The 23,392-nt window shown below is 69.0% G+C and carries 20 protein-coding genes; 12 read left to right on the top strand and 8 right to left on the bottom strand.

Going from position 1 to position 23,392, the window contains the following annotated elements; translation table 11 throughout:
* Positions 1–16: 16 nt before the first annotated feature.
* The 6 genes from NC7_RS21920 (at position 17) to NC7_RS21895 (ending at position 4,544) form a co-directional block, all read left to right on the top strand.
* Entirely contained in the window at positions 17–1,405 is a 1,389-nt protein-coding gene (locus NC7_RS21920; RefSeq protein WP_067986083.1) for a sensor histidine kinase, read from the top strand.
* The gene (locus tag NC7_RS21915; RefSeq protein ID WP_067986081.1) at positions 1,383–1,793 is read left to right on the top strand and encodes a roadblock/LC7 domain-containing protein; all 411 of its coding nucleotides are present in this window, start codon (positions 1,383–1,385) and stop codon (positions 1,791–1,793) included. Before NC7_RS21920 ends, NC7_RS21915 begins: the two co-directional genes overlap by 23 nt.
* Positions 1,793–2,143, top strand: a complete 351-nt coding sequence (locus NC7_RS21910; protein WP_067986078.1) for a DUF742 domain-containing protein — start codon at positions 1,793–1,795, stop codon at positions 2,141–2,143. The genes NC7_RS21915 and NC7_RS21910 overlap by 1 nt, the downstream gene beginning before the upstream one ends.
* On the top strand, positions 2,118–2,720 hold the full coding sequence (locus NC7_RS21905) for a GTP-binding protein (RefSeq protein WP_174550255.1): 603 nt from the start codon (positions 2,118–2,120) through the stop codon (positions 2,718–2,720). The genes NC7_RS21910 and NC7_RS21905 overlap by 26 nt, the downstream gene beginning before the upstream one ends.
* Positions 2,721–2,755: 35 nt before the next feature.
* The gene (locus NC7_RS21900) at positions 2,756–3,928 is read left to right on the top strand and encodes a cytochrome P450 (protein ID WP_084458697.1); all 1,173 of its coding nucleotides are present in this window, start codon (positions 2,756–2,758) and stop codon (positions 3,926–3,928) included.
* A gap of 223 nt (positions 3,929–4,151) precedes the next feature.
* Positions 4,152–4,544, top strand: a complete 393-nt coding sequence (locus NC7_RS21895) for a hypothetical protein (protein WP_067986076.1) — start codon at positions 4,152–4,154, stop codon at positions 4,542–4,544.
* A 54-nt stretch (positions 4,545–4,598) separates the two neighbouring features.
* Here the strand turns inward: NC7_RS21895 and NC7_RS21890 are convergent, their stop codons facing one another.
* Positions 4,599–7,157, bottom strand: coding sequence for an ATP-dependent Clp protease ATP-binding subunit (locus tag NC7_RS21890; protein ID WP_067986074.1), 2,559 nt, complete (start codon positions 7,155–7,157; stop codon positions 4,599–4,601).
* 281 nt (positions 7,158–7,438) lie between these two features.
* On the opposite strand from NC7_RS21890, the gene NC7_RS21885 reads away from it, so the two are divergent.
* Positions 7,439–9,505 carry an AMP-binding protein gene (locus NC7_RS21885; RefSeq protein ID WP_067986072.1) on the top strand — a complete coding sequence of 689 codons (2,067 nt, stop codon included), beginning with the start codon at positions 7,439–7,441 and terminating at the stop codon, positions 9,503–9,505.
* A gap of 25 nt (positions 9,506–9,530) precedes the next feature.
* Here NC7_RS21885 and NC7_RS21880 read toward each other — a convergent pair whose 3' ends face one another.
* The 3 genes from NC7_RS21880 to pruA all read right to left on the bottom strand — a co-directional run bounded on the left by NC7_RS21880 (position 9,531) and on the right by pruA (position 13,679).
* A complete protein-coding gene (locus NC7_RS21880) occupies positions 9,531–10,958 on the bottom strand; it encodes an amino acid permease (protein WP_067986070.1) in 1,428 nt (475 codons plus the stop codon).
* 115 nt (positions 10,959–11,073) lie between these two features.
* Entirely contained in the window at positions 11,074–12,036 is a 963-nt protein-coding gene (locus NC7_RS21875; RefSeq protein ID WP_067986068.1) for a proline dehydrogenase family protein, read from the bottom strand.
* Positions 12,036–13,679: an L-glutamate gamma-semialdehyde dehydrogenase gene (gene pruA / locus NC7_RS21870; RefSeq protein WP_067986066.1), complete on the bottom strand. Its 1,644-nt coding sequence runs from the start codon at positions 13,677–13,679 to the stop codon at positions 12,036–12,038. Before pruA ends, NC7_RS21875 begins: the two co-directional genes overlap by 1 nt.
* A 130-nt stretch (positions 13,680–13,809) precedes the next feature.
* Here pruA and NC7_RS21865 point away from each other — a divergent pair, with 130 nt between their 5' ends.
* The gene (locus NC7_RS21865) at positions 13,810–15,432 is read left to right on the top strand and encodes a PucR family transcriptional regulator (protein WP_067986064.1); all 1,623 of its coding nucleotides are present in this window, start codon (positions 13,810–13,812) and stop codon (positions 15,430–15,432) included.
* A 92-nt stretch (positions 15,433–15,524) separates the two neighbouring features.
* Here the strand turns inward: NC7_RS21865 and NC7_RS21860 are convergent, their stop codons facing one another.
* Positions 15,525–16,322: a VOC family protein gene (locus NC7_RS21860; protein WP_067986062.1), complete on the bottom strand. Its 798-nt coding sequence runs from the start codon at positions 16,320–16,322 to the stop codon at positions 15,525–15,527.
* A 243-nt stretch (positions 16,323–16,565) separates the two neighbouring features.
* Between NC7_RS21860 and NC7_RS21855 the strand changes: the two genes are divergently transcribed.
* Positions 16,566–18,608: a CocE/NonD family hydrolase gene (locus tag NC7_RS21855; protein WP_067986309.1), complete on the top strand. Its 2,043-nt coding sequence runs from the start codon at positions 16,566–16,568 to the stop codon at positions 18,606–18,608.
* Positions 18,609–18,615: 7 nt separating this feature from the next.
* Here NC7_RS21855 and NC7_RS21850 read toward each other — a convergent pair whose 3' ends face one another.
* Complete coding sequence (locus NC7_RS21850) at positions 18,616–19,533, bottom strand: LLM class F420-dependent oxidoreductase (protein ID WP_067986307.1); 918 nt, start codon at positions 19,531–19,533, stop codon at positions 18,616–18,618.
* A gap of 96 nt (positions 19,534–19,629) precedes the next feature.
* Here NC7_RS21850 and NC7_RS21845 point away from each other — a divergent pair, with 96 nt between their 5' ends.
* Positions 19,630–20,112, top strand: a complete 483-nt coding sequence (locus NC7_RS21845; RefSeq protein WP_067986060.1) for a gluconokinase — start codon at positions 19,630–19,632, stop codon at positions 20,110–20,112.
* Between the two features lie 6 nt (positions 20,113–20,118).
* On the opposite strand, the gene NC7_RS21840 is transcribed toward NC7_RS21845, so the two are convergent.
* Positions 20,119–20,865 carry a M50 family metallopeptidase gene (locus NC7_RS21840; protein ID WP_067986305.1) on the bottom strand — a complete coding sequence of 249 codons (747 nt, stop codon included), beginning with the start codon at positions 20,863–20,865 and terminating at the stop codon, positions 20,119–20,121.
* A gap of 125 nt (positions 20,866–20,990) precedes the next feature.
* Between NC7_RS21840 and NC7_RS21835 the strand changes: the two genes are divergently transcribed.
* A complete protein-coding gene (locus tag NC7_RS21835) occupies positions 20,991–21,977 on the top strand; it encodes an SMP-30/gluconolactonase/LRE family protein (protein ID WP_201449917.1) in 987 nt (328 codons plus the stop codon).
* A gap of 56 nt (positions 21,978–22,033) precedes the next feature.
* Positions 22,034–22,765 (top strand): glutamine amidotransferase, encoded by a 732-nt coding sequence (locus NC7_RS21830; RefSeq protein ID WP_067986058.1) that lies wholly within the window; start codon positions 22,034–22,036, stop codon positions 22,763–22,765.
* On the opposite strand, the gene NC7_RS21825 is transcribed toward NC7_RS21830, so the two are convergent.
* Complete coding sequence (locus NC7_RS21825; protein WP_067986055.1) at positions 22,743–23,339, bottom strand: pyridoxamine 5'-phosphate oxidase family protein; 597 nt, start codon at positions 23,337–23,339, stop codon at positions 22,743–22,745. The genes NC7_RS21830 and NC7_RS21825 overlap by 23 nt on opposite strands.
* Positions 23,340–23,392: the final 53 nt, after the last annotated feature.

Raw genomic sequence — 23,392 nt, 5'->3', positions numbered from 1 at the left:
GACGACGAAAGAACAGATGAACTCCGGAATCGCGGTGCTGTCGCTCATCATCGGAGCCCTGGTGGTCCTCGCGGCCATCGCCGTGGCTGTGCTCGCCATGCACAACGAGCGTAAACAACGAGCACGCGCCGACAGCGCCAAGCGGGAGCGCGAACTGTGTGAGGCCGCGGTGCATCACCTCGCCCAGATCACCCTGCCCGCCATCACCGATGCCGTACGGCGACACGACATTCCGTCGGTCGCGGTGGAACTGCCCGCCGAACTGCGCGACGCGCCGCTCGGCCAGTCGCTGCAGACGATCGCGACCGGGCACGCCGACGACCTGCGCGTGGTCGCCGAGGAGACCAGGGCCATGGTCGAGCGCTACGGCGAGCAACGCCGCGCCGCCGAGGTCCAGGCCGCCCGCGAGGAGACCCGCACCGAACTGCAGGCTTCCTCCCGTGCGGCGACCAGCGCGGCGGTGCGCTCGTTCGGCACCTCGGTCGTCAGCCTCGGCACCGACCTCGGTCAGGTGGTGAGTACCGCACTGCGCGAACACCGTGACGACGCCGTCTACGAGACCCTCACTCGCATCGACCACACCGTGCAGCAGATGATCCGGCAGGCGCAGTCCTACGTGATCGTCTCCGGTGGTCTGCCTGGTCGTCGCTGGCCGCAGCAGTCGCTCACCGATGTCGCGGGCGGCGCCACCGGGCGAGTGCGTGAATTCCTCCGCGTCCACGCGGCCCAATCCGAGCGCATCGTCATCAGCCGCGCCGTCGAGCCGCTCGTGCACACCCTGGCCACCCTGCTCGACAACGCGCTGCGGTACTCGCCGCCCTCTTCGTTCGTCGAAGTCGGCTTCCAGGAAGGCCACCACGGCGTCACGATCATCGTCGACGACGCGGGCATGCGGATGAGCCCCGAACAGCTGGAGGACGCGCGACTGGTCCTCAGCGGCGAACGCTCCGTCGACATCCACGACCTGGGACCGGCCCCCAAAGTCGGTTTCCCCGGTATCGCCGCGCTGGCACGGCGTTACGGCTTCTCCGTGCACGTCGACGGTCCCAATATCTACGGCGGCATGCGCGCGATGGTCTATGTGCCGTCGGCGCTGCTGGTGAGCGGAGAGGCGCCGAGAATCCCTGAGCCCGAACTGGCCGCGCCCGCGCACATCCCGGTGCCCGTGGCCGACCCCGTCGAGACCGACGGCCCCCGAGCGGCCGTACACGAAATCACCAGCGGTGGGCTGCCCAAGCGGCGCCGCCGCCCGGTCGCCCCGGATTCGGCGGGGGTGACCACGGAAGTGGGGCAGGCTCGCCCCGACCTCGCCGCTGCCTGGCACAGCGGTTCCCGCAGCGGTCGTGCCGCTGCGGCCGAGCGATCCACGGAAGGAACAGCCGATGAGCACACCGGTAGCCGATAGCACCAACCGACTGGCATGGCTGCTCGAGGATCTCGAGATCCCCGGCGTCCGCTTCGCCGTGCTGCTATCCGACGACGGTCTACGCATCGCCCACTCCCGAGGCGTCACCAAGGACGATGCCGAACGGTTCGCGGCGGCGGCCTCGGGGCTACGTTCGCTCGGCAAGGCGCTGGGTGAGTTCTGTGGGTCACCGGCGAACACCGTGCGGCAGAACATGACCGAGTACGACGAGGGCATGATCATGATCACCGCCGCCGGTGTCGGCGCGCTGCTCGGGGTCGCGACCACCGCCGATGTCGACGTGGCGCTGGTGGCGCACCGGATGAACGAGCTGGCCGCGCGGGTCGGCCACGAGATCGGTGCGGCGCCACGGCACGGTGTCAGGTAATGAGCCGAGGCAGGCGTGATCCAGACCTCGTCAGGTCCTATGTGCGCACCGGCGGCCGGACACGGGCCGCGCACGAACTCGATCTGGTGACCCTCGTGCGTGCCGTCGCCGACGCGCGCCCCGATCACCGCCCCGACGAGCGCCGGGTACTCGCGCTCACCAGCCGCCGTGGCGCGCTGTCGATCGCCGAACTCTCGGCGTACCTCGACCTGCCCGCCTCGGTGGTGAAGATCATCGTGTCCGACCTGCTCGACAGCGGACACCTGCATTGCCCCACGCCGGCCGAGGTGAAGCCGGAACTGGCGTTGATCAAGGAGGTGCTCCATGGTCTCCGTGCCCTCGCAGGCTGAGGTCGACTACGTCGCCGAGACGGTGACCAGGTCGGTGAAGATCCTGGTCGCGGGCAATTTCGGTGTCGGCAAGACGACCTTCGTGTGCGCCGTGTCCGAGATCCGGCCGCTGCGCACCGAGGAAACGATCACCGAGGCGAGTATCGGTGTCGACGATCTGGCCGGTCTCGGCAGCAAGGTGCAGACCACCGTCGCCCTCGACTTCGGCAGGCTCACGCTCAACCCCCAACTGGCGCTGTACCTGTTCGGTACGCCGGGCCAGGAGCGGTTCGCGCCGCTGTGGGAGGAACTGGCGCGCGGCGCGCTCGGTGCGCTCGTTCTGGTCGACACCCGGCGCATCGAGAAGGCCGACGACGTGCTCTCGGCGCTGGAACAGCGCGGCGTGCCGTACGCGGTGGCGGTCAACGAGTTCGACGGCTTCCGTCGCTACCCGCTCGAAGAGGTGCGAGAAGCCCTCGACCTCACCCCCGAGACCCCGGTGATCGCGGTCGACGCACGACGCCGCGATCACGGCCTGCGTGCGCTGATCACGTTGGCGGAGTACCTATTCCAGAGGCAGGAAGCGGCAGTTCGGTGACCTTGCAAGACCTCGCGGCCGAAGTCCGGGTGCCGATGTACTCGCCCGAATTCGCGGCCGACCCGCAGGCTGCCTACCGGAAGATGCGGGAACGGTTCGGCTCCCTCGTCCCGGTCGAACTCTCGCCGGGTATCCGGGCCACCCTGGTGATCGGCTATCACACCGCGGTGCGGATCCTCAACGATCCCGACCACTTCCCGGCCGATCCGCGCATGTGGGAACGCAACATCCCCAAGGACTGCCCGGTGTTGCCCATGCTGCAGTTCCGGCCCGCCGCGCTGCGCACCACCGGCGCCGAACACGCCCGCTACCGGCAGGCCAATGTGGCCGGTCTGGCCGGGGTCGACCTGTACGCGATGCACAGCACCGTCGAGCAGTTCGCGATCCCGCTCATCAACAGCTTCTGCGCCAGCGGCTCGGCGGACCTGTTGAGCCAGTACGCGTTCCCGCTGGTGTTCCAGGCGCTGAACTCGATGCTCGGCTGCACACCGGAGATCGGTCAGCAGGTGGCCATCGGGATGTCGCAGATCTTCGAGGGTGGCGCGGACGCCGAGGCGGGCAACAACATGCTCGCCAGCGCCCTGGCCGATCTGGTCGGACTGCGCAAACGCGAACCCGGCGACGATGTGGCCACCCGGTTGCTGCAACACCCGGCGGCGCTCACCGACGAGGAACTGGTGCACCAGCTGCTGGTGCTCTACGGCGCGGGCATCGAGCCCATGCTCAATCTGGTGGTCAACACGCTGCGGTTGATGCTCACCGACGACCGCTTCGCGGGCGATGTCCTCGGCGGCAGCATGTCGACCCGCGACGCCCTCGACGAGGTGCTGTTCACGGATCCGCCGCTGGCCAACTTCTGCATGACCTACCCCCGGCAACCGACCCTCATCGAGGACACCTGGCTGCCCGCGCACGAACCGGTCGTCATCAGCATGGCCGCCTGCAACAACGATCCGGCCATCGCCGGGCTCGACGTGATCCACAATCGCGCCCACCTGTCGTGGAGCACCGGTCCGCACGGGTGTCCCGCGAAATCGGTCGCGTACCTGATCGTGCAGGACGCCATCGACCAGCTGCTCGACGCGCTTCCGGAGATCCGTCTGGCCGTGCCCGCCGAGGACCTGGTCTGGCGCCCCGGCGCATTCCATCGGTCCCTCGCCGCGCTCCCGGTCGTCTTCCCGAGCACGCCACCCTTGCCGATGCCCTGACGGCTCGCTCCCGGCCGCCGGGAAGTCGCTCGACATTCGCTCACACCGCCCACCTCCGCCGCTGCCGGACGGTGGGCGGTGCCGTTCCGTGGGCCGGGGTGGTAGCTGGACGAATGCGGGGATTCGGGTGTTTCTCCCACCATAGCGGTGCCGATGGGGCCAGGATTGGGGAAACCTCGTCGGCCTCGCGTTCGGCCGACCCCGCAGCACAAGGACGTGAGATATGAGTGACAGGGCAGGTGGTGTGGTCGTCGCGGCCGTGGGAACGGCCGTGGCGGCGATGATGTTCGGCTCGCCGACGGCTTCGGCCGGGGTGTCGCAACTGACGGTGAATCCCAGTCTGAGCGTCGGTAGTTCGACGAATTACGGCACCGGGTGTACCCATTATCTCGAGGCCCGGCTGAGTGTCGGCATCGTTCCTGTCGCGTTCTACGACAACGGGACGTTGCTCGCGGTCGTGAATCCCACCGACGGCATCGCGACCATGCCGTGGGTGCCGTCGAGCACCGGAGCGCACACCCTGGCCGCGGTCCAGGACGGCATCGGCCGCGCCGTCGACGTGAGCGTCGGCCGGGGGTATCGCTTCGGCGAGTCCTGCGTGGTCACCGGCGGCTGATCCGCACGACGTCGGTGGCCCGGTCCGTCTTCGCACCGGGTCACCGTCGCGCGGTCACTTCGAATCGACCAGCTTCTTGCCGCCACCCTTCTTCTTGGTGCTCTTCTTCGGTGCCTCGCCGTTGCTCTCGGCCGCACCGGTGGGCATCGTCGCGGTGACCACCAGATCGTCGCCCGCGGTGTCCACCTTCACCGTGCCGCCCGATTGCAGGCCGCCGTCGAGCAGCAGTCGCGACACCCGGTTGTCGAGTTCGCGCTGCACCGTCCGGCGCAACGGCCGGGCACCGAACTCGGGCTGGAAACCCTTCTCGCCCAACCAGTCCACCGCCGACTGGCTGATGTCGAGTTCCACGTCCTGCGCCGCCAGCATCCGCCGGGTGCGGTCGAGGATGAGCTCCACGATCTCCTCGAGCTGTGACTTGTCGAGGCGGTGGAACACGATCTGCTCATCGATGCGGTTGAGAAACTCCGGCCGGAAGTGCGACCGCAACTTCTCCTCGAGCTGGGGAACGATGGAATCGAGATCACCGGCGGGGGCGTCGAGGATCAGCTGCGAACCGATGTTCGACGTCATGATGACGATGGTGTTCTTGAAATCGACCGTGCGGCCCTTGGAATCGGTGACGTGCCCGTCGTCGAGCAGTTGCAGCAGCACATTGAACACATCGGGATGTGCCTTCTCGACCTCGTCGAACAGGATCACCGAATACGGCTGCCGACGCACCTTGTCGGTGAGCTGGGCGGCATCGTCGTACCCGACATATCCGGGCGGCGCGCCGACGAGCCGCGAGACCGTGTGCTTCTCCTGGAATTCGCTCATGTCGAAGCGGATCAGCCGGTCCTCGTCACCGAACACCGCCTCGGCCAGCGCCTTGGCCAGCTCGGTCTTGCCCACCCCGGTCGGCCCGAGGAACAGGAACGACCCGATGGGCCGGTTCGGATCCTTGAGGCCCGCGCGGGCTCGGCGTACCGCCTCGGCGACCGCGACGATCGCCTCGTTCTGGCCGATCACCCGCTTGTGCAGCACGTTCTCCAGCTCGAGCAGGCGCTGCTTCTCCTCGGCGGTCAGATCGGCCACCGGAATGCCGGTCCGCCGCGAGATGACCTCGGCGATGTCGACCACCTGGACCTCCGGCTCAGTGGCGGTGACGCCGGATTCCTCCAGTTCCTGCTCGGCGGTCGCGATGTCGGCCTTGAGCGCCTTGGCCTTCTCGTAGTCCTCGTTGTCGACGGCCGCGTCCTTCTCGCGGTACAGCCGGGCGATCTCGTCTTCTTTGGCCTTGAGCTCGGGGTCGGTGGTGCCCGAGCGCAACCGCACCCGCGCACCCGCCTGGTCCACCAAATCGATCGCCTTGTCGGGCATGAACCGGTCGGTGATGTAGCGATCCGACAGCTGCGCCGCCGCGACCAGTGCCTCGTCGGAGTAGCGCACCTGGTGGTGCTCCTCGTACACGTCGGCGAGCCCGCGCAGGATCTCGATGGTGTCGGCCACCGAGGGCTCGGCGACCATCACCGGCTGGAAGCGGCGCTCGAGCGCGGCGTCCTTCTCGATGTACTTGCGGTACTCGTCGATCGTCGTCGCACCCACGACGTGCAGGTCACCGCGAGCGAGAGCCGGTTTGAGCAGGTTGCCCGCGTCCATCGAGCCCTCGCCGCCACCCCCGGCGCCGACGATGGTGTGCAGTTCGTCGATGAACACCACCAGTTCGTCCTTGTGGGCACGGACCTCGTCGAGGATCTTGGTCAGCCGTTCCTCGAATTCGCCGCGATACTTGCTGCCCGCCACCAGGGAGCCGACGTCGAGGGCGATCACCCGCCGGTCCGCGAGGCTGGTCGGCACGTCGCCGTTGACGATGCGCTGGGCAAGACCCTCCACGATCGCGGTCTTGCCGACACCGGGATCACCGATCAGCACCGGATTGTTCTTGCGCCGCCGGGACAGGATCTCGATGGATTCCTCGATCTCCTCCGCCCGCCCGACCACCGGGTCGATCAGACCCTCACGTGCCTCGGCGGTCAGGTCGCGACCGTATTCGTCCAATGTGGGTGTCTCGGTCTTGTGTTGTTGACGCTTGGCCTGCGCGGCGGCGGTACCCGGTGTCGGTGCGCCGGTGCTCCGGCTGGCCGCCAGACCGGCGACCAGGGTCTGGGCCGCGACGCTGTCGGGCAGCGAGGCGATGCCGAGCAGGATGTGTTCGGGTCCGATGTAGGTGCTGCCGGATTGCGCGGCCTGACGCTGGGCGGCGCGCATGGCCAGCTTGGTCGCCGGGCTCAGGGTGATGTCGGCGAGGTCGTAGCCGCTCGTCGCGCCGGTGTCGAGATAGTCCTGCATCTGCTCGGCGACCTGGTCGGCGTCGAGGCTGAGTTCATCGATCATGTCGCGGGCAGGTTCGGTCTCGGTGGCCGCGTAGAGCAGGTGTTCCGGGGTGATCTCCGGGTTGCCCCACTGCTGGGCGGCCTGTCGTGCCGCACCGACCAGCAACTTCGCGTCATCGGTCATCAACCGGCTCAGGTCGATGCGTTGCACCGGTGGTTTCGCCGACATCCCGGAACCGAAGAACCGCTGGAAGATGTCGTCGAACGGGTCGTTCGAACCGGGCCAACTCGCTGTCATGTCCACACCTCTTCGCTCGTCGTGCCGCGGCCAGCGGCGACTCTGCAGATCGGGACCTAGCTGCCAGCAATACTTCGGCATCCTCGGGCGCCGTGCAAGCCATTGGGGGGTTTCACATCCGCATCGTCGGACTGCTGGCCGACCGACCAAAATCCTGTAGAAACCGTCCGGCACCACCGGATTTGTCGGATTCTTGGTTGTGGGACGCCGCTCGACGGTAGCGTGACGACCCGCACGGCGGGATCGACCGCCGTGCCCGGTTGTTGGGAAGAGCACGGAGTTTGGTCACCGACGTCATCGATGTCAGCGCGGATTTCACCATCGCCAGGCAAGCCCTCTGGGATGTCCTGCTCGATCCGCAGAGTTATCCCCGCATGTTCACCGGGATCGGCGCCTGCGAACGGATAGATCACCCCGACGGGGCAGTGGTCTGGCAGGTCCGGGTCGGCTCGGTGGACACCGGTATCCACACCCACGAGCTGGTCCTCGGTATCGGCCGCTGGTACGAGAGCTTCGAACTGCGCAGCCCCGCGCTCGGCAGCTTCGTGTCGGTGCGGCTGCGCGGCGACCAGCAACGCACCCGGCTCGACATCACGCTGTTCGCCGCCGCTCGGGTGCACCCGATGCTCGAGCAGCGCGCCAACTCGGTGGTCACCGAGTGGGTGAAGGCGGGCCTGCGTCGTACCGCCGACGTGATCGCGGGAACCCGGTCGTCGGTGGTGGTGAACGCCGAACGCTCGCCGCTGCGCCGCAATGCCGGGGTCGCGCGTTCCATCGCGGCCACCGGTCTGATGCGACCGGAACCGGTGTCGATCCTCAAACAGTTGCGGTCCCTGTCGAAGTGGGGTTTCAACCTGGCGGGCGGTTACGCCGCCGGTGCCGCGCATTCCCCGGATCGGGTCGCGGTGCTCGATCGGTTCGGCACCAGGACATTCCGTGAGATCGATACGCGTTCCGATGCGCTGGCCGGTGCCATGTACGAACTCGGCATGCGCGCCGGTGACGCCATCGGGTTGCTGGCCCGCAACCACGCGGGCATGGTCGAGACGATGGTCGCCGCGGGCAAACTCGGGGTCGACGTCGCGCTGCTGAACGCGGGACTGTCCGGGCGGCGCATCGAGGAGATCGTGCAGCGTCACCGCCTCGGCGCGGTGTTCGTCGACGGTGAACTCGAGACGCTGATCCGCTACCTGCACAGCGAGATCCCACGGTTCACCACCGACGCCGACCCGCCCGACCCGCGGCGCGCCACCACCGACAGCCTGATCGCCGCGGGCAACAGGGACTTTCCGGTGCCCGCCCACCCCGGCAGGCTGATCGTGCTCACCTCGGGAACCAGCGGTTCACCCAAGGGCGCCCGCCGCCCACACGCCAAAGGTTTCGGCACCATCGCCGCACTGTTGTCGCGGATTCCGCTGCGAGTGGAGGAGGTGGTGCTCGTACCGGCACCGCTGTTCCACACCTGGGGGCTGGCCGGACTGCAGCTGAGTACCGCGCTGCGCGCGACCGTCGTGCTCAGCGACGGCTTCGACGCCCTCGCCTGCCTGCGTTCCATCAGCGAACACCGCATCACCACCCTGATCGTGGTGCCGACCATGGTCGAACGCCTCCTCGACGTGCCCGACGACGTCCGGGCGAGTTTCGACCTGTCGAGTCTGCGGCACGTGGTGAGCTGCGGCGCACCGCTGGCCGGTGCCACCGTGCTGCGGTTCCTCGACACCTACGGCGATGTGCTCTACAACGTGTACGGCTCCACCGAGGTGTCGTGGGCCAGCGTCGCCACTCCCGCCGACCTGCGGGTCTCGCCGACCACGGCGGGTCGTCCGCCGCTCGGCACCCGGGTGGCGGTACTCGGGCCCGACCTGCGCCCGGTACCGGTCGGCGCCGTGGGACACATCTTCGTCGCCAACCACATGCTCTTCGACGGGTACGTCAATGCCGCACCGCCGGAGGAGGCCGACGGCATGCTCGACACCGGCGACCTGGGGTACCTCGACGCCTCGGGCAGGCTGTTCGTGGCCGGCCGCGACGACGAGATGATCATCTCCGGCGGCGAGAACGTCTTCCCGCGCCCGGTGGAGGAGGCGCTGGCGCATCTGCCGCAGGTCACCGAGGTGGCCGTGGTCGGCGTCCCCGATCGCGAGTTCGGTCAGCGCCTGGCCGCGTTCGTGGTGAAACGCGAAGGCGCGGGCCTGGACCCGGACATGATCCGCACCTACATCCGCCACCGTCTGAGCCGGTTCTCGGTGCCGCGCGATGTCACCTTCATCCCCGCGCTGCCGCGCGGGGAGACCGGCAAGATCCTGAAGCGGATGCTCGTGCAGCCGGAGCAGGCGCTGAGCGACTGAGCGCGGCGCCTGCCCGGATTCGGCGCTACGTGATCTTCTCCGGGGTGGACCCGTTCAGCAGCGAATGCTTGCGGGAATAGCCGAAGTACACCACGAGCCCGACGAGCAACCACCCGGCGAAGCGCACCCAGGTCTCCCACGGCAGCGACCAGATCAGGTACGCCGAGAAGCCGATCCCGATCAGCGGGATCACCGGCATCAACGGCAGCCGGAACGAGCGCGGCGCGTCGGGCCTGGTGCGCCGCAACACGATCACCGCCACGCACACCACGATGAACGCCATCAGGATGCCGATATTGGTGAGCTCGGCGACGGTGTTGATTGGCAGCACACCGGCCAGGATCGCCGCGCCGATGCCGACGATCCAGGTGACCCTGGTCGGTACCTTGCGGGTGGGGTGGGTCTTGGCGAACCAGCTGGGCAGCAGGCCGTCTCGGCTCATCGCGAACCACACGCGGGTGACACCGAGCATGAAGGTGAGCACCACGGTGATGATGCCGACGATCGCGCCGACGGCGATGATATTGGCGACGCCCGGCATCCCGACCGATTCGAAGGCGGTGGAGAACCCGCTGGTCGGGCTGATCTCGGTGTACTTCTGCATGCCGGTGAGCACCAGCGTGCACAGCACGTAGAGCACCATGGCGATGGCCAGGGAGTAGATGATCGCCTTGGGCAGGTGCTTGCGCCCGTCGATGGACTCCTCGGCGGCGGTACTCATGGCGTCGTAACCGAACACCGCGAAGAACACCGTCGCCGCACCCGTCCACACCGCGCCCGCGCCGTAGGGGAAGTACGGGTCGTAGTTGGCGCTGTCGATGTGGAACACCCCGAGCACCACGATGAGCACGACCAGCGCGACCTTGATGCCGACCGCGACGGTCTCGAACCGTCCGACGCTGCCGATCCCGCGTGACAGCACCCAGGCGGTACCGAGACAGAACAGCACCGCGAACAGGTCGACCACCCGGCCGTCGCCGGTGTCGGGCGCGCCGAGCATCCACTCGGGCAGCGTCAAACCGACCTGGTCGAGCAGGAACCCGAAGTACCCCGACACCCCGATGGCGACCACGGCGGCGACCGCGATGTACTCGAGCAGCAGGTCCCAACCGATGAACCAACCGGCGAGCTCACCGAGCGAGACATAGCCGTAGGTGTAGGCCGAGCCCGCTTTCGGGACCATGCCCGCGAATTCGGCGTAGCACAGGGCGGCGGCCGCGCTGGCGACACCGGCGATGAGGAACGAGATCAGCACCGCGGGCCCGGTCACCGAGTGGGCGACCGATCCGGCCAGGGTGAAGATGCCCGCGCCGATGATGCCGCCGACACCGATGGCGGTGAGTTGCCACAGGCCGAGTGATTTGGCGAGGCGTTCGTCGCCGGGGATCTCGTCTTCCACTTCGACGAGTGGTTTGCGGCGCAGCATCTGAGCGCGCAACTCTGCGAAAGACATCGCTGTTCCTTCCGTCGGCGGCCCTGGCCGCGTGATCAGTACACCGCCGCGCGGCCGTTCCCGACGCCGAGAGTGAATATTGTTCAGTGGTGGTGCCCGAATGGAGAGCGGCTCGTTACCCGCGCCGACCGGCCAGTGCGCGCAGGAAGAAGGCGAGATTCGCGGGTCGTTCGGCCAGTCTGCGCATGAAGTAGCCGTACCACTGGTCACCGTAGGGGACATACACGCGAACGTGGTTGCCCTCGGCGGTGAGTCGCTGCTGTTCGTCGTCGCGGATGCCGTACAGCATCTGGTACTCGTACTCCTCGCACTTGCGCCGCGCCGCCGCCACGGCCGCCCCGGCGGCGCCGATCATCGCCGGATCGTGGGAGGCGATCATCGGGTAGCCCTGCCCGGCGGCGAGCACGCCGAGGCAGCGCAGATAGGAGGCGTCGACCTCGTCGCGGTCGCGGAATGCCACCGCCTCGGGTTCGTCGTAGGCGCCCTTGCAGAGCCGGATCCGTGACTGCGGGCCCGACAGGGCACGGCAGTCGTCCTCGGTGCGGCGCAGGTAGGCCTGGAGAACGGTGCCCAGCCACGGGAAGTCCTCGCGCAGCTCGCGCACGATCGCGAGGGTCGAATCGGTGGTCGTGTGGTCTTCGGCGTCGACGGTCACCCACAGTCCGGCCGCCTCGGCGGCGGTGCAGATCTGGTGGGCGTGCTCGCGGGCGATCGCGTGTCCGTCGCGCGGCAGGGCCTGCCCGAGCGCCGACAATTTGACCGAGACCTCCAGCGGCCGAACGGCTCCCGGCGTGGTCTCGGCCTGGGGCAGGCGTCCCAGCGCGGCGATGAGAACGCGGTACTGCTCGACCGTCGCCTGCGCCCGCGTCAGGTCGACGCTGTCCTCACCGAGGTAGTCGATACTGATGAAACGGCCTGAGCGGAGCAAGGTTTCGGCGGTGGACACCACCTGGTCGGTGGTGGTTCCCGCGACGAACCGCGACACCACGTCGCGGCTCACCGGTAGCCGGGTGACCGCGCGTTCCAGTGGTGCCGAGCGCGCCGCTGCGAGCAGCGCCGAGCGCAGAAGTGCCGACATCAGTTGGCCTCCGATTCCTGGTGGGGATAGCCGTGCTCGGTGGGTGGGGTGAACGTCTCCTTGATCGTGCGCGCCGAGGTCCAGCGCAGCAGGTTCTGCGCCGAGCCCGCCTTGTCGTTGGTGCCCGAGGCCCGCCCGCCGCCGAAGGGCTGCTGCCCGACGACCGCGCCGGAGGGCTTGTCGTTGATGTAGAAGTTGCCCGCCGAGAAGGTGAGCCGCTCGGTGGCGGCGGCGATGGCGGTGCGGTCCTGGGCGATGATCGAGCCGGTGAGACCGTAGGCGCCCGCGTCGACCAGATGCATGGCCTCCTCGAAACCCGACGGTGTCGAGTCGTCGTAGACGTGCACCGCCAGGATCGGGCCGAAGTACTCGGTGTGGAAGATCTCGTCGCCCGCGTCGTCGCCGACCAGCACCGTCGGCTCCACGAACCAGCCGACACTGTCATCGCTGTGCCCACCCGCGACCACGGTGATCCCCTGGGTGGCCTTGGCCCGCTCGAGCGCGGCGGTGTTGCGGTCGAAGGCGCGCCGATCGATCAGCGCCCCACCGAAATTCGCGAAATCGGTGACATCGCCGTAGCGCAGCGACGCCGTCTTCTCGATCAGGTCCTCCGACATCACCGACCACACCGACCGCGGCACATACGCGCGCGAGGCGGCCGAGCACTTCTGGCCCTGGTAGTCGAACGCGCCCCGCAGCAGCGCGGTGGTCAGCACTGCGGGGTCAGCCGACGGATGCGCGAGCACGAAGTCCTTGCCGCCGGTCTCGCCGACCAACCGGGGATAGGTGCGGTAGCGCTCGAGGTTCGTCGCCACCGTGCGCCACAGATGCTGGAAGGTGGCGGTGGACCCGGTGAAATGCACACCGGCCAGGCGCGGATCGGGCAGCACCACGTCCGAGACCTCGGGTCCGGCACCGTGCACGAGATTGATCACGCCCGGCGGCAGACCCGCCTCCTCGAGCAGGCACATCGTCAGATACGCGGCGACCGCCTGCGACCGCGACGGCTTCCACACCACCGTGTTGCCCATCAGCGCGGGCGCGGTCGGCAGGTTACCCGCGATGGCGGTGAAGTTGAACGGTGTCACCGCGTAGACGAAGCCCTCGAGCGACCGGTACTGCATGCGATTCCACACCCCGCGCGAGGACAGCGGCTGTTCGGCGATGATCTGGCGCGCGAACGACACATTGAACCGCCAGAAGTCCACCAGTTCGCACGGTGCGTCGATCTCGGCCTGATACGGCGACTTGGACTGGCCGAGCATCGTTGCCGCGCAGATCTTCTCGCGCCACGGACCGGCGAGCAGGTCGGCCGCGCGGAGGAACACCGAGGCGCGGTCGTCGAACGACATCGCCCGCCAGGCCGGTGCGGCCTCGGTGGCGGCGCCGACGGCCGCGGCGGTCTCGGTGGCGGTCGCGTCGTGCAGGGTACCGAGCACGGCGCGGTGGCGGTGCGGTTGCACGACCTCGAACGCCGGGCCGTCGCCGCGCAGGTGTCGACCGCCGATGACGTGGCAGATCTCGGTCGGGGCAGCGGCCAGATCTGTGAGTGCGGTCTGCAACCGGGTGCGTTCTGGCGTGCCCGGCGCGAAAGTGCCGACGGGCTCGTTGACCGGCGGCGGGGTGGTCGCGATGACGTCCATGAGTGCCTCTCCTGCGTCGTACGGCGATAGCGGGATGTGACGTAGTCAACACCGATCGAGATGGGTCATAATCAGCTGATCGGATGAAGATCCGCCGGTTCGTTGGTCCGAACGGACAAAGGAGTTCGCGATGGAGACCACGCTGGGCGAGCTGCTCGGCGCGCTCGATCACACCGTGGCCACCTTGATCGACGCGCCGACGGGGGAGGGGGTGGTGCTGCGCACCGTCGCCCTCGCCGAGCCCGCCGACCTGGCCGAACACCTCGAGGCCGGTGGCGTGCTCGCCGAGGTGTATCTGCTGGTCGGCGTCGATCCCGAGCAGACCGTGCGATGGCTGCGCGGCGTCGGCGCCCGTCCGTACGCCCGGCGGCCGAGACTGCTGATGACCAAGGGCGCCGACGATTCTCCCGAGGTGCGCACCGCCGCCCGCGCGGCCGGTATCGCGCTGGTTCGGGTGCACCGGCACGCCCGCTGGGATCAGGTGTTCGGCCTGGTCCGCCGCGTGCTCACCCGCGCGCCCGGCGGCCGCACCGAAGCGGGCGAACCCGACCTGCTCGCCCCCGACACCGACCTGTTCGGGCTCGCGCAGGTGGTGGCCGCCGAAACCGGCGGCATGGTGAGCATCGAGGACCCGCACTCCCACGTGCTCGCCTACTCCGCCTCCGACGATGCCGCCGACCAGCTGCGCATCCGTTCGATCCTCGGTCGCGAGGGTCCGGCCGACTACCTGCGGATCCTGCGCGAGTGGGGGGTGTTCGACCGGGTGCGTCGCACAGACGAGGTGGTCGACATCCCCGACCACCCCGAACTCGACATCCGCCGCCGCCTGGTCGTCGGGGTCAGGCGCGGCTCCGACGGCACCGAGGACCGGCTGCTCGGCACGATCTGGTTGCAGGAAGGCCACCGACCGCTGCGACCCGACGCCGCCCGGGTACTGCGGGGCGCGTCGGCGGTGGCGGGCCGGATCATCGCGCGGGCACTGGACGCGCCGTCGACCGAGGCGGTGCTGGTACGCAGACTGTTCGGCGCACACGGTGCGGGCGTTGACGTGCCGTCGGTGGCGGCAGCCCTGCGCCTGCCCGAGGCGGGGCCCGCCGCGGTGATCGGGTTCGGTGCGCTCGGCCCGGCCGCCGAGCTCGCCGCGTCCAGCGGCCTGATCCGATTGCACGCCAGTGCTTTTCGTGGCGACTCGGTCACCGAGGCGATCGGTGACCGGGTGTATGTGTTGTTGCCCTCCTATCATTCCGAGCACGGTGTCGGGTCGTGGGTGCGTGAGCTCGTCGCGCAGCTCGAGCAGGCGCGTGGGCTGGTGGCCCGGGCGGCGGTGGCCGCTCCGGTGGCCGGGCTCACGGCCGTCGCCTCGGCGCGCGCCGAGGTCGACCGTGTGCTGGCCAGCCCGGCCTCCGCCGACGGCAGCCGTGTGACCACGTTGGCCGAGGCGCGAACGGCGGTGCTGCTCACCGAGATCCTCGACCTCATCCGCGCTCGTCCCCACCTGCACGACCCCCGCCTCGCCGCCCTCGACACCTACGACCACGACCACGGCGCCGACCTGCGTACCTCTGCCCACGCCTACGTGCGCGCCCACGGCGAGGTGAGCGTGGCGGCCGCCGCCCTGCGCATCCACCCGAACACCCTGCGCTACCGGCTGCGCCGCGTGGAATCCATCCTCGGCATCGACCTCACCGATCCCGACGACCGCCTGCTGCTCGAGATCCAACTCGCCGCCGGGCCACCTCGCACGCCGTCCTGAGTGGTCGCGATGAGACACCGACCCGCGTGGAGATGTCGCCGAGGCCTGTTCCGGCGTAGACCGCGACCGCTCGATCAGCGCGAGCCGCGTCGTCACGCGCCCGTCGGCACCTCGCCAACCGCCGCGGCCGGGTCGATCACCCCGAGCACCTCACCCTGGGGTGCCCGCAGGATTCCCATGCGCCCGAACGGGCTGTCGTCGGGCCCCATGATCACCGTCGCGCCGAGTCCGGTCGCCGTGCCCAGGGTGCCGTCGGCGTCGTCGACCTGGATCCAGGTGAGCCAGTACGGCGGATTGCCCAGCGCCGAGGCGTCCATCATCCCGCCGACCTCGTGCTTGTCGCCGGGCAGCGAGAAGGTGGAGTACGTGAAGTTCACCCCGTCGCCGATCTCGGTGTAGTTCCAGCCGAACACGCTGTTGTAGAACTCGTGTGCCTGGTCGTAGCCCGGTGTGTGCAGTTCGTTCCAGCAGTAGGCGCCGTGCTGGTTGAACACCCCGGCGCCGATGTGGCGCTTGGCCTCCCAGACGCCGAAGGCCCCGCCGGTCGGGTCGGCCGCGACGAACATCCGACCCACGTCCAGCACGTCGAACGGCGGCACGAACACCTGGCCACCGGCTGTCGCGACCCGCTCGGCGATCGCGTCGGCCCGGTCGGCCGCGAAGTAGGTGGTCCACACCGACGGCATCTGACCCATGCCGTCGGGTTTCGGTCCGATGCCCGCCGCGGGCCTGCCGTCGAGCATTGCCATGAGATATCCACCGGCTCCCGCGTCCTGGATGTCCCACCCGAACAGCGCGCTGTAGAACTCGCGGGCGGCGGCGGGATCGTCGACCTGACAGTCCACCCAGCACGGTGTGCCCTGAGACCACGGTTCGTCACGTGTCGGCATTGTCGATCGTCCTCCTCGTCGATGAATGGCACCGGCCGGGTCGGTCGGCATGCGCACAGTCAACCATCGAGCACCGACAGGTCCGACGCCGCGGATAATGCCCTGAACTGGAACAATGCGTGTTCACAGCGACCCTCCGAGCGGTCCGGCGCTGCGCCCCGCAAGTCGTTACCGCTGTTACAGTTTTCGCGCCGATCCGCGGTGGCTAGGTCAACGATGAACGAACCGGTCGGGAGCGACTCGATGACGTTGAGAGGTTCCGAACGTGGGCTCGTCCGTGTGCTGACGGCGATCCTCGCGATCACAGCGGTACTCGCCTGCGGAGCGGGCGGGGTCTCGGGGCAGCCGGGCGCCGAGGTGCCGGGTGTGCGCTGGACCGCCCAGCACGACGCGCCGGGCACCTACCCGGAGGTGCGCGTGGAACGCGGCGTGCACATCACCATGAGCGACGGCGTCGTCCTCAAGGCCGATGTGTACCGCCCCGCCGACGCCGCGGGGGTGATCGAACAGCGGCCGCTGCCGACGATCGTGAGCCTCACGCCCTACTCCAAACTCATGACCGGCCTGATCGAAGCGGCCGCCGCCACCCCCGGCCTGCAGTCCACGGCCGTCGACATCGTGCGCCGCCTGAACCTGTCGAGCACACCCGTCAGCGGTTTCGGCGATCTGATGCAGGCACTGGACGGCGGCATGATCCAGACCATGCTCGGTGTCGACCGCAAACTCATCGGCAGCGGGTACACGGTCGTCGTCGCCGATGTGCGCGGAACCGGTCTGTCCCAGGGGAAATGGGACACCCTCGGCGCCCGCGAACAGCTCGACACCCGTGAGGTGATCGAGTGGGCCGCGGCCCAGCCGTGGTCCAACGGCCGCATCGGCATGAGCGGCGGCTCGTATTCCGGCATCAACCAGTTGCGTGCCGCCGAGGACGCGCCCGCCGCGCTGCAGGCCATCTTCCCGGTGGAACCGGGCAGCGACCTGATGCGCGACGTGGTCGCCCCCGGCGGCGGCGTCGGCACGACGTTCCTTCCGCTGTGGCTCAATTCGGTCAACCAGCTCAAGCTCGTGCCCGATGTGGCGTCGATGATCCAGGGCACCTTCGACTGGACCTGGTTCAACGATCGCCTGGCCGATCCGACGACCAATTTCGACCTGCTCGCCCAGGCGCTGCTCACCCCGTCGCTCGAGGACATGCCGCCAGCGCTCGATGGTGCGCTCGACGAGACCTCGGCGTTTCGCGAGGCGATCATGGGTCACCCGGAGAAGGTGAACGTGCCGACCTTCGTCTACGGCGGGTGGCACGACATCTTCGCCAACAGCGCGACCAAACTCTACGAACAGCTCCCACTGCCCGCTGGCCGCAAGCAGCTGGTCGTCGGCGACACCTATCACGCCAATCCCGGTGCGGGAACCGGTGTTCCGGGTGCGCCGCCACGACTGGACGTGTTGCAGCGAGCTTGGTTCGACAAGTGGCTCAAGGACATCGACAGCGGGATCGAGTCGTTCGGCCCGGTGACGGTGAAACAGCAGGGCGGCGGTTGGGTGACGCTGCGGCAGTGGCCGCAGCCGGGTGTCACCCATCGACGGGTGTACCTGTCGGCCGACGCCAGCGGAACCACCGAGGACAGCCTGCACGACGGCTCGCTCCGGTCGAACGGCCCCGGCAAGGTCGAAAACCTCACGGTCGCACCGGGTCTGAGCACCGTGTGCTCGAGGGACGCGGCTCAGGGCTCGGCCGGGATGACCGCGGCGCTCGACGCCTGCGCCAAGGACTCGCGCATCGCCGAACGCAACGCGCTCACGTTCACCAGCGCCCCGGTCGCCGAGGAGACGGTCATCTCGGGCCCGATCAATGTGCGGCTCAACACGGTGCACACGGCCGGCGACGGGTTCTGGAACGTCACCGTCAACGATGTCGCCCCCGACGGCACCTCGACGGTCCTCACCACCGGTCAGCTCACCGCCTCCATGCGGGCCATCGACGAGCGGCGCAGCGCCCGGTCGGTCAACGGTGACCTCACCGCGCCGTTCAACCCGCTCACCCTCGACCGGTTGCTGCCCGTGGTGCCCGGTGCGCCGACCGAGATGGACATCGCCGTCATCCCGACCCAGGCCGTGCTCGCGCCGGGGCACCGCGTGCGGATCGACGTGTACGCGGGCAACGCGCCCAAGGCGCTGCCGTTCCGCCCGATGCTCGATGCCTCCGGTCTGGAACCGCAGCAGGTGCGGCTGGACCCGGCGGCACCGAGCTTCGTCAACCTGCCGACCGACAAGCCGATCCCGTGAGGCGGGCTCAGAGCTGCGATGCCACCGCGCTCGCGATGAGTTCCAGGTGGTCGAGGTCGCTCAGGTCGAGGATCTGCAGGTAGATCCGGCGCGCGCCGATCTCGCGGTAGCGGGCGATCTTGTCCACGACCTCGGCGGGCGAACCCGCCAGGCCGTTGGTCTTCAGTTCGTCGACCGCACGCCCGATCGCCGCCGCCCGGCGGGCCACCTCGGCGTCGGTGCGCCCGACGCAGGCCACGAGCGCGTTCGAGTACACCAGTTCATCGGTGCGCCCGGCCGCGCGCACCGCGGCACGGACCCGGTCGAACTGGGCGGCACTGTCGGACACCGAGGCGAAGGGCATGTTGAATTCGGTGGCGTAGCGCGCGGCCAGGCGCGGGGTGCGTACCTTCCCGTTGCCGCCGATCACCACCGGCACCGGATCCTGCACGGGCTTGGGCAGCGCGGGGGAGTCGGTGAGCTGGTAGTGCTCGCCGTCGAAGGAGAACGTCTCACCCGGCTTGGTCGACCACAGGCCGGTGACGATCGCGAGCTGTTCCTCCAGCAGCCCGAACCGGTTGTCGGGGAACGGAATTCCATAGGCGGCGTGTTCGGCGGCGAACCAGCCGCTGCCGAGCCCGAGTTCCACCCGGCCGCCCGACATCTGGTCGACCTGGGCCACCTGGATGGCCAGGGGCCCGGGCAACCGGAACGTCGCGGCCGTGACGAGGGTGCCGAGCCGGATGCGCGCGGTGTCCCTGGCCAGGCCCGCCAGGGTGATCCACGCGTCGGTGGGGCCGGGCAGGCCGTCGGCATCGCCCATCGCCAAGTAGTGGTCGGAGCGGAAGAAGGCGTCGAAGTCGAGATCCTCGGCGGCGCGCGCCACCGTGAGCAGCGTGTCGTAGTCGGCGCCCTGCTGCGGTTCGGTGAAGATGCGGAGGTCCATGATCACCATCGTGCCCGAGACGCGCCTCGGTGTGTGAGGCTGTAGGACACGGGCCGGTACGAGGAGGATGCGGTGGAAGTACCTCTCATTGTCGTCATGGGCGTCTCGGGGTGTGGGAAGACGACCGTCGGGGCGATGCTTGCCGACCGCCTCGATGTGCCCTACGCCGAGGGCGACGACTTCCACCCGCTGGAGAACATCGAGAAGATGGCGGCTGGGATACCGCTCACCGACGAGGACCGGTGGCCGTGGCTCGACAAGGTCGGCGCCTGGCTGCACGAGCACAGCGCGCGGGGCGGGGTGGCCAGTTGTTCGGCGCTGCGCCGGGTCTACCGTGACCGGCTGCGCGCCAACGCGCCCGAGACGTATTTCGTGCATCTGGCCGCCACCCGGGTCGAACTGATGCGCCGGATGACCGGCCGCCTCGGCCACTTCATGCCGACGATCCTGCTCGACTCACAACTCGCCACCCTCGAGCCGCTCGACCAGGACGAGGCCGGAGTCGCGCTCAACGCGCTGCAGCCACCGGGCGTGCTGGTCACCGAGTCGGTCGAGCGCTGGTCCGCCGATCACCGGTGAAACAGATCACCGTTGAAACAACGGGTGCAGCTGTTCGACGGGCGCGAGCATGAACCAGGCCCCGACCACCGCGGCCGCCAGGCACACCACCGCGAAGAACAGCACCCACAGCAGGGCGGGCAGGTGGGTGAGGTGGGCGAGCTGATCGGCGTCGGAATCGGTGCGGCCCGGCTGCCTGCGCCTGCCGCGCTGTAGTTCGAGCACGGGCCGAACGGCCGCGGCCAACAGGAACCACGCGGCCAGATACGCGAAACCGGCCTGGAGCAAGTCGTTGCCGTACCAGGAGACGCCGAACACCAGGGCGCCGAGCACGAGCACTGTCAGCAGGCCGTACACATTGCGCACCTTGATCAGTACCGCGACGAGCATCGCGAGCGTGGCCCACAGCATCACCGACACCCGGCCGGAACCGAGCAGTGCCGCGTAGCCGACGCCGAGCAGCGCGGGCGCCGGGTATCCGGCCATCGCGGTGAGGATCATGCCCGGGCCCGTTGGCCTGCCGCTGGAGACGGTGAGTCCCGAGGTGTCGGTGTGCAGGGTGATCGCGTGCAGCCTGCGCCCGGTGAGCAGCGCGAACAGGGCGTGTCCACCCTCGTGCGCCACGGTGACGGCCGCGCGGGTGACCCGCCACAGCGGCCGGTACCCGACCAGAACCAGTGCCACCGCCCCGGTGACGAGCACCAGCCACCAGGGCGGCGCGGGCTGCGGGGCGAGCAGGCGTTCGAACGACGTGCTGACGGAGCCGGTATCCACCGCCGCACTGTAGCCGCGATCAACGGTCCGCACGGCCGGGTCGCTCGACGATGTGCCAAACCTCCGGTCCCGCAACGCTACCCGCCCGACGATCCTCGCCAGGCGTGGTAGCAATGGGCATGCGAATGCGACCGCACCGATGGACCCCGCCCCGCGCCACCGCACGCGCCGGGCAGCCGAACAGCGACCCCGCGCTCCCCGCGCTTCGTCTGCTGCCGCTGCCAGGGACCGCGCCGGAAGACGTGGTGCTCACCCCTGACGGACACGTGGTCACCGGCACCGAGGACGGCACCATTTGGCGCGTGGACCCCGCCGACGGCACCGCCGAGAAGATCGCGCACGCGGCGGGCAGGCCGCTGGGAATGCATGCCGATGCCGACGGTTCGCTGCTGATCTGTGTCGCGGGCCACGGCGTGTTCCGGTCGGTCGCCGCCGGTGGCGAACTGGAGCCCGTCCTCACCGAGATCGACGGTGAACCGATCATCTTCCCCAGCAATGTCGTGCGCGACGACGACGGCACCATCTATTTCTCGGAGTCGTCGCGGCGCTGGCCGTTCGAACAGTGGATGGGCGACATCCTCGAGCATTCCGGCAGCGGCAGGTTGGTCCGCCGCGATCCGGGCGGGCAGGTGGAGGTGCTGATCGACGGGCTGCAGTTCGCGAACGGGGTCGTGCTGGCGCCGGACCTCTCGTGGGTGCTCGTGGCCGAGACCGGCGCCTACCGGATCACCCGGTACTGGCTGGCGGGCCCGCGCACCGGAACCGTCGATCACCTCGTCGAGAACCTGCCCGGCTCGCCGGACAACATGTCGCTCGGCAGCGACGGTCTGGTCTGGGTCGGGATGGTCGCACCACGCAACGCGTTGCTGGACCGGATGCTGGCGTTGCCGGGCATCTTCCGTCGGTTGGCGTGGGCGCTGCCGGAACGGCTGCGCCCGGCACCCGCCCGCACTGCCTGGGTGATCGCGCTCGATTCGGACGGCACGGTGGTACACGACCTGCAACGGGCGGGTGACGACTTCGCGATGGTCACCTCGGTGGTCGAGCACGAGGGCACCCTGTATCTCGGCAGTCTGTCCGAATCGGCCGTCGCGGTGAGCGCGGTGCCGTGACCTGCGCAGTATCGTCGGTAGCCGACCCGACGAGACTGCGGAGGGATGGCTCGACGATGACCAAGCCCTGCCTGTTGCTTCAGCTGCGCCCCGAACGCGCCGCGTCCGACGACGAGTACGCCGCGCTGCTGCGCGCCGCCGAACTCACCGACGACGAGGTGGTGCGCATCGAGATGGATCGGGGGTTGCCCGAGATCGACCTCGACGACTTCTGTGCCGTGATCGTCGGTGGCGGCCCAAGCAACGTGAGCGCACCCGAGCCGGAGAAGTACGACTACCAACGACGGTTCGAACCGCCGCTGCGCACGCTGATCGCCGAGATCGTCGACCGGGATTTCCCCTACTTCGGCGCCTGCTACGGCCTGGGCATCCTGGCCGACGTACTCGGCGGCGAAGTCGGCTCCGACCGGTACGGCGAGGCCGTCGGCGCGTGCACGGTCGTGCTGACCGACGGCGCCGACGATCCGCTGCTCACCGGCGTCCCCCGCACCTTCCGCGCCTTCGTCGGCCACAAGGAGGCCTGCCAGGAGGTGCCGCCGGGCGCGGTGCTGCTCGCCGGTTCCGACACCTGCCTGGTGCAGATGATCCGGGTGGGACGCAATGTCTACGCCACCCAGTTCCATCCCGAGCTCGACGGCACCGGGCTGGCGGTGCGGATCGAGGCCTACCGGCACGCGGGCTACTTCGACCCGAGCGAGGCGGGCATGCTTGTCGAACTCGGGCGCCGCGAATCGGTGCCCGTACCCAGGGAACTGCTGCGCCGCTTCATCGCGCGCTCTCGCCGCTAGCCCAGACGGTGGACGGCAACGGGTGGTCGGGTTCCAGCGCTGGCAGACCATCGATGCTGGCCGAGTTGTCGCCCGCGATACGCCGCGCGAAATCGTCGTCGGTGCGGCGGGTGTGCGCCTCGTCGAGGACGGAGCGCTCCTCCACCAGGTCCATCCGGGGCACCGACCAGCCGCACGAGTCGGCGATCCGGTCGACCGAGACCACGATCACCGCACGCACACCGGGGTGCTCGGTGCCGAATCGCGCACGCAGCGTGTCGAACTCGGCCGAATCGGGCCGCACGATCCGCCCGGTACCGAGCAGACGCAGGATGCGGGCGACGCGGGAGAACGAGCAGAACATCACGGTGATGCGGCCGTTGTCACGCAGGTGCGCGATCGTCTCCGAGCCGCTGCCGAACAGATCGAGGTAGGCGACGGTGTGGTCGTCCAGGACGGCGAAGGTGTCGCGGTATCCCTTGGGGGACACATTGATATGACCGCCGGACGAGGGCGCGGTCCCCACGAAGTACATCGGTTGGTCGGCGATGAACGCCTGTAACTTGTCGTCGATCCGGTCGAACACCTTGGCCATGACGCACTTTCCGGTCCCGCCGGGCGGCGAGCTCCCCGTAGAGGGAGTCTATC

Origin of the sequence: Nocardia caishijiensis NBRC 108228 (assembly GCF_001612825.1) — a bacterium.
GTDB classification, from domain to species: Bacteria; Actinomycetota; Actinomycetes; order Mycobacteriales; family Mycobacteriaceae; genus Nocardia; species Nocardia caishijiensis.
Note: the sequence above shows the minus strand (reverse complement) of the source record. Positions and strands in the feature narration are given on the sequence as shown.

Excerpts from the sequence above, each read along its gene's own strand:
- NC7_RS21920 (WP_067986083.1), top strand. The coding sequence starts at position 17 with ATGAACTCCGGAATCGCGGTGCTGTCGCTCATCATCGGAGCCCTGGTG.
- NC7_RS21915 (WP_067986081.1), top strand. The coding sequence starts at position 1,383 with ATGAGCACACCGGTAGCCGATAGCACCAACCGACTGGCATGGCTGCTC.
- NC7_RS21910 (WP_067986078.1), top strand. The coding sequence starts at position 1,793 with ATGAGCCGAGGCAGGCGTGATCCAGACCTCGTCAGGTCCTATGTGCGC.
- NC7_RS21905 (WP_174550255.1), top strand. The coding sequence starts at position 2,118 with ATGGTCTCCGTGCCCTCGCAGGCTGAGGTCGACTACGTCGCCGAGACG.
- NC7_RS21900 (WP_084458697.1), top strand. The coding sequence starts at position 2,756 with ATGTACTCGCCCGAATTCGCGGCCGACCCGCAGGCTGCCTACCGGAAG.
- NC7_RS21895 (WP_067986076.1), top strand. The coding sequence starts at position 4,152 with ATGAGTGACAGGGCAGGTGGTGTGGTCGTCGCGGCCGTGGGAACGGCC.
- NC7_RS21890 (WP_067986074.1), bottom strand. The coding sequence starts at position 7,157 with ATGACAGCGAGTTGGCCCGGTTCGAACGACCCGTTCGACGACATCTTC.
- NC7_RS21880 (WP_067986070.1), bottom strand. The coding sequence starts at position 10,958 with ATGTCTTTCGCAGAGTTGCGCGCTCAGATGCTGCGCCGCAAACCACTC.
- NC7_RS21875 (WP_067986068.1), bottom strand. The coding sequence starts at position 12,036 with ATGTCGGCACTTCTGCGCTCGGCGCTGCTCGCAGCGGCGCGCTCGGCA.
- pruA (WP_067986066.1), bottom strand. The coding sequence starts at position 13,679 with ATGGACGTCATCGCGACCACCCCGCCGCCGGTCAACGAGCCCGTCGGC.
- NC7_RS21865 (WP_067986064.1), top strand. The coding sequence starts at position 13,810 with ATGGAGACCACGCTGGGCGAGCTGCTCGGCGCGCTCGATCACACCGTG.
- NC7_RS21860 (WP_067986062.1), bottom strand. The coding sequence starts at position 16,322 with ATGCCGACACGTGACGAACCGTGGTCTCAGGGCACACCGTGCTGGGTG.
- NC7_RS21855 (WP_067986309.1), top strand. The coding sequence starts at position 16,566 with ATGACGTTGAGAGGTTCCGAACGTGGGCTCGTCCGTGTGCTGACGGCG.
- NC7_RS21850 (WP_067986307.1), bottom strand. The coding sequence starts at position 19,533 with ATGGACCTCCGCATCTTCACCGAACCGCAGCAGGGCGCCGACTACGAC.
- NC7_RS21845 (WP_067986060.1), top strand. The coding sequence starts at position 19,630 with ATGGGCGTCTCGGGGTGTGGGAAGACGACCGTCGGGGCGATGCTTGCC.
- NC7_RS21835 (WP_201449917.1), top strand. The coding sequence starts at position 20,991 with ATGCGACCGCACCGATGGACCCCGCCCCGCGCCACCGCACGCGCCGGG.
- NC7_RS21830 (WP_067986058.1), top strand. The coding sequence starts at position 22,034 with ATGACCAAGCCCTGCCTGTTGCTTCAGCTGCGCCCCGAACGCGCCGCG.
- NC7_RS21825 (WP_067986055.1), bottom strand. The coding sequence starts at position 23,339 with ATGGCCAAGGTGTTCGACCGGATCGACGACAAGTTACAGGCGTTCATC.